The 12,357-nt window shown below is 37.3% G+C and carries 11 protein-coding genes; 2 read left to right on the top strand and 9 right to left on the bottom strand.

What is annotated here, in order from left to right:
• Nucleotide 1: 1 nt before the first annotated feature.
• Nucleotides 2–1,231 carry a peptidase T gene (pepT, locus tag HYG86_RS10015; RefSeq protein WP_213165440.1) on the top strand — a complete coding sequence of 410 codons (1,230 nt, stop codon included), beginning with the start codon at nt 2–4 and terminating at the stop codon, nt 1,229–1,231.
• A gap of 429 nt (nt 1,232–1,660) precedes the next feature.
• Here pepT and HYG86_RS10010 read toward each other — a convergent pair whose 3' ends face one another.
• The 4 genes from HYG86_RS10010 to HYG86_RS09995 all read right to left on the bottom strand — a co-directional run bounded on the left by HYG86_RS10010 (nt 1,661) and on the right by HYG86_RS09995 (nt 6,763).
• Nucleotides 1,661–3,031 carry an MATE family efflux transporter gene (locus HYG86_RS10010; protein ID WP_213165439.1) on the bottom strand — a complete coding sequence of 457 codons (1,371 nt, stop codon included), beginning with the start codon at nt 3,029–3,031 and terminating at the stop codon, nt 1,661–1,663.
• A gap of 31 nt (nt 3,032–3,062) precedes the next feature.
• Complete coding sequence (locus HYG86_RS10005; protein ID WP_213165438.1) at nt 3,063–3,500, bottom strand: MarR family winged helix-turn-helix transcriptional regulator; 438 nt, start codon at nt 3,498–3,500, stop codon at nt 3,063–3,065.
• A 172-nt stretch (nt 3,501–3,672) separates the two neighbouring features.
• Nucleotides 3,673–5,853, bottom strand: coding sequence for a DNA helicase RecQ (gene recQ, locus HYG86_RS10000; protein ID WP_213165437.1), 2,181 nt, complete (start codon nt 5,851–5,853; stop codon nt 3,673–3,675).
• 322 nt (nt 5,854–6,175) lie between these two features.
• A complete protein-coding gene (locus HYG86_RS09995) occupies nt 6,176–6,763 on the bottom strand; it encodes a GNAT family N-acetyltransferase (RefSeq protein ID WP_213165436.1) in 588 nt (195 codons plus the stop codon).
• Between the two features lie 324 nt (nt 6,764–7,087).
• On the opposite strand from HYG86_RS09995, the gene HYG86_RS09990 reads away from it, so the two are divergent.
• Nucleotides 7,088–7,492: a PTS sugar transporter subunit IIB gene (locus HYG86_RS09990; protein ID WP_213165435.1), complete on the top strand. Its 405-nt coding sequence runs from the start codon at nt 7,088–7,090 to the stop codon at nt 7,490–7,492.
• Nucleotides 7,493–7,582: 90 nt separating this feature from the next.
• Here HYG86_RS09990 and HYG86_RS09985 read toward each other — a convergent pair whose 3' ends face one another.
• The 5 genes from HYG86_RS09985 to ftsE form a co-directional block, all read right to left on the bottom strand.
• Nucleotides 7,583–8,599 (bottom strand): oxidoreductase, encoded by a 1,017-nt coding sequence (locus tag HYG86_RS09985; RefSeq protein WP_213169206.1) that lies wholly within the window; start codon nt 8,597–8,599, stop codon nt 7,583–7,585.
• An 80-nt stretch (nt 8,600–8,679) separates the two neighbouring features.
• Nucleotides 8,680–9,147 (bottom strand): AAA family ATPase, encoded by a 468-nt coding sequence (locus HYG86_RS09980; RefSeq protein WP_213165434.1) that lies wholly within the window; start codon nt 9,145–9,147, stop codon nt 8,680–8,682.
• A gap of 146 nt (nt 9,148–9,293) precedes the next feature.
• Nucleotides 9,294–10,709, bottom strand: a complete 1,416-nt coding sequence (locus tag HYG86_RS09975) for a DUF3048 domain-containing protein (RefSeq protein ID WP_213165433.1) — start codon at nt 10,707–10,709, stop codon at nt 9,294–9,296.
• A gap of 24 nt (nt 10,710–10,733) precedes the next feature.
• Nucleotides 10,734–11,591 (bottom strand): permease-like cell division protein FtsX, encoded by an 858-nt coding sequence (gene ftsX, locus HYG86_RS09970; RefSeq protein ID WP_246451961.1) that lies wholly within the window; start codon nt 11,589–11,591, stop codon nt 10,734–10,736.
• 19 nt (nt 11,592–11,610) lie between these two features.
• Entirely contained in the window at nt 11,611–12,294 is a 684-nt protein-coding gene (ftsE, locus tag HYG86_RS09965) for a cell division ATP-binding protein FtsE (RefSeq protein WP_213165431.1), read from the bottom strand.
• Nucleotides 12,295–12,357 lie beyond the last annotated feature (63 nt).

Below are 12,357 nucleotides of genomic sequence, written 5' to 3'. Positions count from 1 at the left end.
CATGGAAAAAGTAGTTGAGCGTTTTTTAAGATACGTAAAATTTGATACAGAGTCAGATCCAGAATCTGAAACTTGCCCTAGTACACAGAAACAATTTGCCTTAGGTAATGAGCTTGTGAAAGAGCTAAAGGAAATAGGATTAGAAGATGTGTCCATGGATGAAAACGGATATGTTATGGCTACACTTCCTTCAAATCTTGATGAGAATAAGGACATTAAAACAATTGGCTTTATAGCACATATGGATACTAGTCCTGATATGTCTGGTAACAATGTTAAACCACAGCTTGTGGAAAAATATGACGGAAAAGAGTTAATCCTCAACACGGAAAGAGGGGTTGTATTATCTCCATCAGAGTTTCCTGACCTCAAAGATTACGTAGGTGAAACATTAATTACCACAGATGGAACAACCCTCCTTGGTGCCGACAATAAAGCTGGCATCGCAGAGATAATAACTGCCATGGAATACTTAATAAACAATCCTGATATAAAACATGGAACCTTAAAGATTGGTTTCACACCCGATGAAGAAATAGGCCGTGGTGCTGATCTTTTTGATGTAAAGAAGTTCAATGCTGACTTTGCCTACACTGTTGATGGTGGTCCAATTGGAGAACTGGAATACGAAAACTTCAATGCCGCCGGAGCTAAAATTAAAATTCAAGGTAGAAACGTGCATCCTGGCTCTTCTAAAAACAAAATGATAAACTCCATGTTAATAGCTATGGAATTAAATAGTATGCTGCCTACCGCTGAAAAACCTGAATACACAGACCATTATGAGGGATTTATCCACCTAACTAATATCAGTGGCCATGTTGAAGAGACTAAGCTACAATATATTATCAGAGATCATTCCAAAGAACTATTTGAGAAGAAAAAAGAAGTATTAGAACAATCTGTGGCTTTCTTAAATACAAAGTACGGTAAAAACACCGTAGAGCTTAACATGAAAGACTCCTACTATAACATGAAGGAAAAGATAGAACCTGTAATAGAAATAGTAGAACTAGCGAAAAAAGCTATGTTTGAGATGGGGGTTACACCTATGATAACTCCCGTAAGAGGTGGAACCGATGGAGCCCGCCTTTCGTATATGGGCTTACCTTGCCCCAATATTTTTACAGGGGGGCACAATTTCCACGGCAAATACGAATATATCCCCGTAAACTCCATGAAAAAAGCTGTTGAGGTCATTGTAAAAATAGCTGAATTAAATGCCCAGTAAAAAGCTAAGACAAAGTCATTGACCCTAGATGTGTATATTAAAAAGCAGTACATTTAATTCGAGGAGACTGGTAGGGGGTCCCCTTGTGGGGCCCTGACAAGCAAAACCATCTTCTAGACCTTTTTGAAAGTCAGGGTGGTACAAGACCACCCCCTACAACCATGGACGGTGAATTGGAGCGGTACCCTTCTGGAGTTTAGATAGAAGCCTTAAGTCTCGACGGAGAATTTTGTACAAAAAACCATAGAGTGACTTTCTCTATGGTTTTTGGGGTTGTAGGGGTTCACCCCTGCCGGTTTAAGGTGGGTGATATTCGAAGGGAACCTAGGGTTCCATATAGAGGAGCTTTAGCGACGCTTTAATATGCGACATTCCTAAAAAATGACTTTGTCATCAGTTTGAAAGCCGCACAAATGTGCGGCTTTTATTTTAGCTTGCAAGCTTCAACTCTGCTTCTTCCTGCTTGTTTATTATATTCATCTCTTTTTTCAATAATGCAACTGTAGTTACTGTAGAAAGCACGTCAGCTATTGGGAATGATAACCAGACCCCTATTACACCCATACCATTAATCCTTGGTAGTATTAAAACTAAAGGAATAAAGAATAGCACCTGCCTAGACAAAGTCAATAATAGGGAAGGCATAGCTTTTCCTAGGGATTGAAAAAATGCTGCCCCTATTATCTGTAAACCTATAATAGGTACCATGGAAATAACAATTCTCAGGGCGGTAACTCCATTGTTGATTAACAGTGGATCATCTTCAAATAATCCTATGATTATATGGGGAAACAGCTCTCCGAACAGTGTACTTACAGTAGCTAACACTGTTGTGGCAATTACTGCTAGCTTTAAAACCTCTTTTACTCGTTGGAATTTTTTCGCACCATAGTTATATCCCACTATGGGTTGCATCCCTTGAACAATACCAAAAAGTGGCATGAACAAGAACATAATAATTCTATTTACAACACCATAAACAGATATTGCTAAATCTCCACCATAAAAACCTAATGAGTTGTTTATTATTATGGCAATGATGCTCCCTGCTACTTGCCTAGCAAATGAAGGGAACCCAACAGTTAAAATCTCATAGATTATCTTGAAGTCTGGTTTCAAGTGGTGTAATTTAACCCTTAGCTTGCTTTGTCCTCCATAAATGTACGAAAGTACATATACCATTGAAACAAACTGAGACATAATGGTTGCCAGTGCCGCTCCTCTTATCCCTAAATCAAGTGGGAAGATAAAAATATAATCTAAGATTATATTTAAAATAGCGCCTATCATCATAGAGAACATGGCAACTTTTGCATTACCCTCTGCTCTAATTAAATTATTACATGTTACTACAAATGGGAAGTAAATGCTTCCTACGAGAATAACTTGAAGATATTCCTTTGCGTAAGGGAAAAGTACTGCTGATGCACCGAAAACCCTTAGTAGCGGGTCAATAAAAATTAATCCAAATGCACAAATTAGAAAGCCTAGTACCGCAACGGTAAGATAAGCATTTCCTGTTACATGAAAAGCCCTTTCTTCATTTTTTGCCCCTAAGTTCCTCGATATTACAGATGCCGCTCCTATACCAATCATTTGAGCTATGGCCATTATAACCATCTGTACAGGGAAAGCTATGGTTAATCCCCCTATACCAAGATACCCTATTCCTCTTCCTATAAATATGGTATCTACAATATTGTAAAGGGCGTTGACAAACATCGCTATTGTAGCAGGCAAGGATAAATTCCAAAGTAGCTTTGACATCTTCTGATTTCCTAGTATATCTTTTCTCTCCATATTACACACCCATTTCTATTAAAATGTTTATTTAAAGGCCATTGAGTTTCGTAGTGCTATCAACCATTTTTTCTAAGATACCAAATAGCATCTCCTTTTCTTCTTCACTTAAGTCACCCAGCAACAATTTAGTCCAAGAAGCTAGTGTATCATAAAGTATGGGCTCTAATTCTCTAGCTTTATCTGTTAAAAAAACATTGTTTACCCTTCTGTCGGTTGGGTTTGTTTTACGTAAAACAAACCCAGCTCTTTCTAGTTTATCAATAGCTCTAGCTGTGGTACCTTTATCAATAATCAACTTACTAGAGAGAGATTCTTGAGTAATACCATCATTATCATACAGCACCAATAAAAACGGATATTGCCCACTTCCAATACCATGGGCCTTCATTTCACTTGTAATAAAGCTTTGCCCTTGTCGATAAAGTATTGATATATATCTACCAATTGATTTTTGTTTTAAAGTCATATTTTCACCTCCAAAGAAAAAAGTTGCTTATGCAACCTTTAATATTATAAACCATTTTCGTTGTATGCGCAACTATTATCTTTCGATAAGCTAACTTTTACTTTGAAATTTCCTCTCATATTTTTCCTTTGACCTAACAAAGAGAAAGGCCAATTTATGGCCTTTCTCTTTTCTAACTTTCTTTGAAATTGTTTTTATATATCACTAAGTGTATGTCATCGTATGTTACATCTTCAGGCAGGCTATCCTTAATTGGTTTAAGCTTCTCAAATCCCACATGGTTAATAACCTTCAATATTTGCATTTCTTTATGGGGGTCTTTTAAAAACCGATCCCAGTCCACAGTTTTTCCAATTTCCTCACATCTTTTTAAGTGTTTCAAGATAGTGCTAACACCAAAATTCCTCTCCTGCGCTATCTCAACTAAAGATAGTCCCTTTTCATAACATTTATATGTTTCTTCATAGCGATCTACATTTGACTCTACTGCTATCTTTACCTCTTTGATATTTTTACCCTTGGCTATGTCACCAGCTATATGATTTTCACGGCAGTGTGCTTGAATTACTCTAATAAATTCCTCACCATAGCTTTCATATTTTTTAACACCCACACCACTGATGTCTAGAAATCCTTCTTCATTTTGCGGATATGCTGCAGCCATTTCCTTTAATGTTGAATCATGAAAAATCATAAAAGGTGGTAGCTGTTTTTCTTCAGATAGAGTAGCTCTTAGCTCTTTGAGGCTATTAAACAGCTCTTGGTCAAACTGTTCTATTACCTTCTTGGCTTTCTCCTTCTTATCATCTTTTGTTGCTGCATTGTCAACTGAATCCTTTTTATGATAAACCTTCTCTTCACCTTGCAATACTTTGCGACTATTTGTAGTTAATTTTAGAACAGGAAACTTGTCGGTAGTTATATGAATATATCCTTTTGCAGATAGTGTCATTATAATTTCTTTTATCACATTGGCATTATATTCACTCATAATATTATAGGTTGATATTTTATCAAGGCCAAGTTCAATAATCCTCTTATTCCTTGAGCCCTTTAATATTTGCGTTATTGCCTCTGCCCCAAATCTTTCCTTTGCCCTATAAATACAGGAAAGAATTTTTTGTGCTTCCACTGTTATGTCTATCATTTCACTTTCATCGAGGCAGTTACTGCATTTGCCACAGTCTTTGTTAGGTACGTCTTCTTCAAAATAATTTAGAATCTGCATCCTCAAGCAGTCATTGGTATGACAGTAATCTATAAGAATCTGCAGGTTTTTGTAAAGTAATTGTTCTCTGTCAGGTGATAGATACTCATTTTGGATTATAAGTTTTTGCTTTACAATATCTGACGGTGAGTACATGAGAATACATTGGCTTTCTTCTCCATCTCTACCGGCTCTACCAGCTTCCTGATAATATGCCTCCATGTTCTTAGGCATGTTGTAGTGTACCACAAAACGTACATCTGGCTTATCGATTCCCATACCAAAGGCATTTGTTGCTACAATAATCCTACTTCTATTAAATATAAAGGCTTCTTGATTATCTTGTCTTTCCTCAGCATTCATTCCTCCATGGTACCCCACTGCAGAAATCCCCTTATCTTGAAGCTTCTTCACCAGGGATTCCACAGTGTTCCTTGTTGAGCAATATATAACCCCAGCTTCAGTTTGACCATAGCCCTGTAGAAAATTCATCAAATAAGAGAATTTATCGCTAGGTTTTACAACTTTATAGAGTAAATTGGGTCTATCGAAACCTGTACTTAGGCTAAGGGGGTTCCTTAGCTGTATCAATCTTTCTATTTCTTCAATTACCTCTATGGTAGCAGTGGCCGTAAACGCTGCCACGACAGGTCTACGGTTTAAGGAATTAATAAACCTAGGAATCTCCATATAACTAGGTCTAAAATCATGTCCCCACTGGCTTATACAGTGAGCCTCATCAACTGCTACTAAAGATACATCTATATTACTAATTAATTCCTTAAAGTCAAAGGAGCTGAGACGTTCAGGGGCCACATAAATTAACTTATATTTGTTATCCCTTATGCCCTGCTCCCTTTCATTTGCCTCTGCCCTATCTAAAGTACTATTTAGAAATGTAGCCTCTATGCCCATTTCTGTCAGTGCATCCACCTGATCTTTCATAAGGGCAATAAGTGGAGAAATAACTACTGTCACACCACTAAGTACCATGGCCGGAAGTTGATAACACAGGGATTTACCTCCACCAGTAGGCATAATACCCAATGCATCTCTCCCATTGACTATACCATTGATTAACTCTTCTTGCCCCCTTTTAAAGGTATCATATCCAAAATAAACCTTCAGTGCTTTAAAAATATCCATCTTTTTTACCTCCACATATTTTACGATCCGAACATATGTTGTCTACTTTATATATTTCTCCGTTAATATGTTATCTCCTCTAATTTTAATCATCCAAATATATAACATATATTAACTATCTCCACAAATACATATTACCTTGGTTGATGACACTACTGTCTTTGGCAACTATAGTAAAGAGCAAAACAATTGACGTGGCCAATTGTTTTGCTCTTTACTTCCCTTGAAGTGGCGAGCTTGATCTACAGAATCTTCCTTAAGAATTCACCTGTCACAGATTCCTTTACTTCTTTAACCTGTTCTAGGGTCCCCTTGGCTACCACTAAGATTGTTTGTGCATTTCATTTAAGAGCAAGATATAGTCTTTTTTGAGCATACCAAGGACAATTCCATCTTGAAATTGTCCCTTGAAAAAATCTCTCTCCCGGAGTAATCCCTCTTCCACAAACCCTATTTTCTTAAGAACAGTTACTGAACTTTGATTTTGAGGTGTTACAAATGCCTCTATACGATTGACATCATTATCTTCAAAACCAAACCTGACAATTTCCTTTAGTGCCTCAGTCATATATCCCTTGTTCCATTGATGGTGGGAGAGGTGATACCCTATCTCACATCTTTTAGATTCTTCATCAAAATCTCCTAGACAACATGTTCCTATGATTAGGTTATCTTCTTTACGGGCTATACCCCACCTAACTTGAATTTTATCTGCATACTCAAATCTCCATCTATTTATAGCTTTTAATATATGTCCCTTTGATTTGACTGGATAGTGACTGCTAAACTCTGCCACCTCTTCACTTTTAAATATCTCATATACCTGTTCAATATCCTCCACCTTTATTTCTCTAAGTATTAACCTACCTGTTTCCAAAGTAGGAAATTCAAAAAAAGCTTTGCTAAACATTCTACTCACTCCCCTTTAATTCCTTTGTCCCAACGGTCAACACGAAACTGTTTGATGAATGACTATCATAATTCTAGCATTTTATACCCCTAACTAAAAGATTAAAAATATTTATTAAGTGTTTTTGGATACCAGATAAATAATTACCCCTCCATTAAAATTTTATCGTGTTCATTTTCACCTAGATATATTTATATTTTATTATCTATTGATTAATTAGCAAGTTTGAAATATAATTTCCTTAAATTGCTATCTAGTTATCTACCCATTTGATCTAAAAACCTATATATTTTTGCTGATTTTTAACTAAATGGAGGCTAAAAAATGATAAAAATTCTTTTATGTTGTGCAGGAGGCTTTTCCTCAAGTTCTTTATCCACTAAATTAGAAAAGGAGATAAAAGAAAGCAATCTTCAAAATGAGTTTTATATTGAATTCTCTCCGTTTTTATTATCACTTAGTAAAATATCGGAATTTGATATAATTGTGTGCTGCCCTCATCTTAGATTGGAAGTACAAAAGCTTGTAAAAGAGTCAAATCCTGATATACCCATATACATCCTTCCCCCTAGAATGTATGGAGTGATATATTTTAAAGATTTAGCGTTAGATGTTACAGATATCATAGATATGTATAATAAAAACAAAACGAACCCAGTACATTTCCCTGGTGAAGAACATACTTTAAGGATTACCAGGAACGTTGCTTACAGAAATTATAAAAAATAATTTAGTTAATTGATAAAGTATATTTCATTGCAAATATAAAAGAGATGCAACCTTCTATAATTAGGGGTTTGCATCTCTTTTTACAAGCTTTTATATTAAGTCCTTTACTCCAGTTTCTAAAATCTCCATTTGCAAAAGTGTTTGTTCGTCTGTGATTGTTTTGGCTTTTCCATTTACAACCGCTTCATATAAGTCATCATATACCCTACCATAGTCACCATTGACTGATTTTACTTTCTCTTCATGAATGGTGCCTTCTTCATCAATATACGTCAGGGTCCCGTAGTGACTTATAGTATCTATTCCGAAATCTTCATTATCTGGCATATAGAACAGCTTAAGATGCTCTTCTTGTCGGTCTTTGGTTTCTTTCACAAAACAACCTTTCTTACCATAGACAACAAAGCTTGGTCTTTCCTTAATTCTAAAGTAGCTGGATTTAACAGATATCTTTAGTTTTCCATAGAATAAATCCAAATCAAAATAATCATTCATTCTCCCTGTCCCTAATAATTGTCTCACATCGTAATGGATATGGTCAGGCTTACCAAAATAGCTAATTACCTGATCTAGTGTATGACATCCATGACCATAAAGATAGGACATGGCAGGGTCAAATTTAGTGATGGATTGAGGAATCTCTGGTCTAAAGTAATCATAATGCATTTCTAATTCTAATAACTCACCTAATTTTCCTTCTTCAATGACCTTTTGAACAGTCAAAAAATCACTGTCAAAACGCCTGTTTTGATAAGCCTGGACAGTTAGACCTTTTTCCTTTGCTAACTTAAATATCTCCCTGGCCTGTTTTGATGTCTCCATAAATGGTTTTTCAACTAAGCAATGTTTGTTATGCTCTAAAACCATTTTGGCATATTCATAATGACTATCATGCCTAGTACAAACTACAATTAGTTGAATTTCTTTATCATTAAGCAATTCATCTATGTCAGATGTATAGTTTACATGGGCAATTCTACTCCAGCTTTCATTTTTGGGATTTCTTTGATAAATGCTTTTAACCTTTATGTTTTCTCTTTGTAGTACAAATGGCAAATGATATCTGTTTGTACTTTTACCATTTCCAATATAACCAATTGTTAGTATAGAGACCCTCTCCTTAATTTATAATAGTATACTTAGAGCTTCCTTTTATACTTTTTCTATATTTTTTAGAGCTTACCTAATTAAATTAGTCCTTTCAGTAGTTTGCAAACTACCTCAACACTATTGTTGGTAGTATCAATTATTATATCCGATCTTTTTTCTAGTAAAGGTAGTACATTTTCATAACTATCTATTACCTCAGCTCTCTCTTGAGGGTTCTTCCCATAACTATGTGATGTTCTCTTATCTATCCTATCAAGCATAACAGGAAAATCAGATTTCAATAGTACCACATGTTCAAACTTTTTATAGAACTTCCCTTGGTTAGAACAGCAACCTGAGATAACTAGATGTGATTGCTTGTACTCAGTTATTAGGTTTGAAATTTTATCTTCATCCCAAACCCTTTCTTTATGGCCAACGTTGTTTGTTATTTCTTTTACATAGCCGTAGTCTGTATCCACTACATTATAACCCTGTTTTTTTAAATTCTCTAATGTACTTGATTTCCCAACTCCTGATAAACCAGTAACAAAGATAATAGCCATAAATAACCTCCTTCCATAAGTTTTATAGCAAAATTTATCCTGCTTTACTCATCATATTATAAACACTTTCTTTACTTCCCCTGTCTCAAAACATAAAAACATTATGAATCTCAAAAACCCAGGCTCGACACCTGGGTTTTTTGGATTTATTTAGGTCTAGAGATTTGAATCCATGTCTGCCCGTAAATCCGCTCGATTTCTTGACCATCCTCATAATAGAAGCGGGTTCGAGAACTGGGACTGTCTTTCCTCCATGTGCCTCTAAAGTGTTGACCCTTTGCGTAATAATCAATTGCCCCCTGTCCTACAACCTCGGGAGTCGGGAGCCCATTAACTGTAGGGTGGGCTGTATACTGAATTATAATGTTTCTGGCCCATATTTGTGCACCTGTAGCATCCCGGTGATCATTACCGTTAATCAACCTTTTATAGGCTCCCTTTTCAGAGTTGTATTGGTATGAAACACGATATGAAGGGCTATATTCTATTGATGTAGAATTGGCAGATATTCCTTGCCTACTTAGATTCCCTGGACGTATTACTGTTGACGATGATGAACCCCTGTTTAATGTTGATAAATTAACATATAGATTATGGGGTGCCCTCCGGGATGAGTCACGGTAAAAAGCTGGATGAGCCAACGCATTGGTACTGTTCACACTCCACTCACTTATTTTTTCCATACCAGCTTTACTGCCACCGGCATGAATAAAGTTAACTTTGTTCTCCAAAGCTAGGGCAGTACTGTGCTCCCGTGCACTACGGATAGGCCCAACTTTGCTAGGAAGTGTAGAGAAAAGAACTAGGTAGCGGGTACTACGACCTTCCACCTCATACTCGTATACAATACTTGCTTGGGACAACCCATGTTGTGGCCTAGCACTGGGATGATTGTCAAAAACTACACCGTATACAGGGGTGCGTTCCGCTTGGGGAACCACTGCCAACTCATCTGCTAGATTTCCTTTAGATATGGCTAAAAGAGCATTTACTGCCTTGCGTTGATCTTCTAGGTTGCGACGCTCTGCTTCCATCTGGAAGCGGCGGTCTTCAATCTTTTTGCGCTGATCCTCCATAGCTATTTGTCTACCCTCAATAATCTCCCGTTCTTCTCTAATACCGCTGACTAACTCAGCATCCCTATTTAGGACTCGTGTCAAATATGCTAACCGAACGATTAAATCCCCAAAATTATCTGCTTCCAAAAGGATTTCTATATAGGATGATCCACCCTTCATGTAGGCACTTCGTACACGGCCTCCGAATTTTTTCGTGTTTTCATCTAGTCTTTCCTGAGCTTGAGCCAATAGCACCCCATTTTTTTCAAGTTCCTTCTCTGTTGCTATAAGCTCTTTATCCAGGTCATCTATCCTTTTTAATCGACTATCGATGTCTTCATTTAGTAACTTTATAGTTTCTTCAAGTTCAGCAATTTCCTTTTTAATATCATCAATACTTCCCTGAGGGGAACCAGTATTACCGTAAACAGTGTTGCTGACCACCCCTTCAAAAGAGAGGAAGAGTACAGCAGTCAGTATCAATACACTAATTAAACGACGCATTTTTATCCTTCCTTTCCGGCACGACTAAACGCGCAGATATTTCCGAATCGATATAAAGCTTCCAAAGCCACTCATAAGTGTTCCCACAACCATAAGACCTAGGAAAATAGGCAAGATTCTCGCCATGTCTGTGACTGGTTGAAAGAGCAGTGTCAGTGCGTCTTGATTAAGTGAAGACGACAATTGACCGTATACTAGGCCTAGGGCAATAATAGCGATTATTGTCCCAGCCCAGCCCATCACCATTCCCTCCATTAAGAATGGGAAACGGATATATCCATCGCTAGCACCCATATATTTCATTACACTTACTTCATCTTGGCGGGCTACTACAGAAATACGGATGATAGTCACAATCAAGAACACTGCACCAAGGGCGATGGAAATACCCAGCATCAAGAATATCGAATTTAGACGACTGGTAATTTGCATAATGCGGGTAACTAACTCTTCCCCAAAGTCAACCATTTCTACTTCAGGGTAAACCTGTATGGCCCCTGCTACGGTAGCTACCTGTTCAGGCTCAGTAACACGTACACGAATTAAATCAGGCAGCGGGTTGTTTTCACCCTCTAGATCTCTTAATAGGGTTGGGTCCCCCATTGTCTTGGCGAAGTCCGATAAACCCTCTTCCTTAGAAATGAATGTGTGACTTACAACACCATCTAATTTATCAAGCCTTTCCTCAACAATTGATGAGCTGACTCCCTCATTTAGAAATACACTAATCTCCACATTCGACTCAACATTGTGTATGAATTGATTCACATTTATTGTAACCAACAAAAATCCACCTAAAATAGCTAATGAAACGGCGATCAGGCCTGAAGTAATCACAGCAAGCCATGAATTCCTTGAAAGAGACTGAACACTTTGACGCATGCAATAACGTAAAGAATACCTATTCATGATCATATCCTCCTTGCTCATCCCTGGTTAACTTACCGCTAGATAATGCCACTACTCGCTTTTGCATACGATCCACAAGGTCCCACGCGTGGGTTGCAATCACAACAGTTGTTCCTTCTCGATTAATCTTCTCAAATAGCTGCATTAACTGCAAAGCATTATCACGATCTAGGTTACCCGTAGGTTCGTCAGCCAAAATTAAAACAGGGTCCTTTACAATGGCTCGGGCGATCCCTACCCTCTGCTGCTGTCCTCCAGAGAGCTCTCTTGGAAATGAATTCGCTTTTTCCGTAAGTCCCACCTTCTCCAAAGCCTCAGGCACTTTTTTCTGAATCTCTTTTGGGGAATATCCTAGCACTTCCAGAGCAAAAGCCACATTCTCAAAAACAGTTTTCTGCTTTAGTAGCTTGTAATCCTGGAATACCATCCCTATCTTACGTCGATGTTCCAATAGTTCCTTTTGATTATAGGCAGCAACATCCCTCTCATTAAAGAAGATTTTTCCGTTAGTTGGCAGCTGCTCTCTAAACATAAGTTTAATCAATGTACTTTTTCCAGCACCACTGGGACCCACTAAAAATACAAATTCACCTGGATCCAGATGTAAAGACATTTCCTCTAAAGCTAGGGCATTACTACCATTATATAGCTTGCTTACATTTTTTATTTCAATCAAAGTTAGCACTCCTCTCCAAATAACCTCAACAATAAATTCGACAAACTTCCATATATTCCTTCA

It is taken from the genome of Alkalicella caledoniensis, assembly GCF_014467015.1.
Lineage (GTDB): Bacteria > Bacillota > Proteinivoracia > Proteinivoracales > Proteinivoracaceae > Alkalicella > Alkalicella caledoniensis.
Note: the sequence above shows the minus strand (reverse complement) of the source record. Positions and strands in the feature narration are given on the sequence as shown.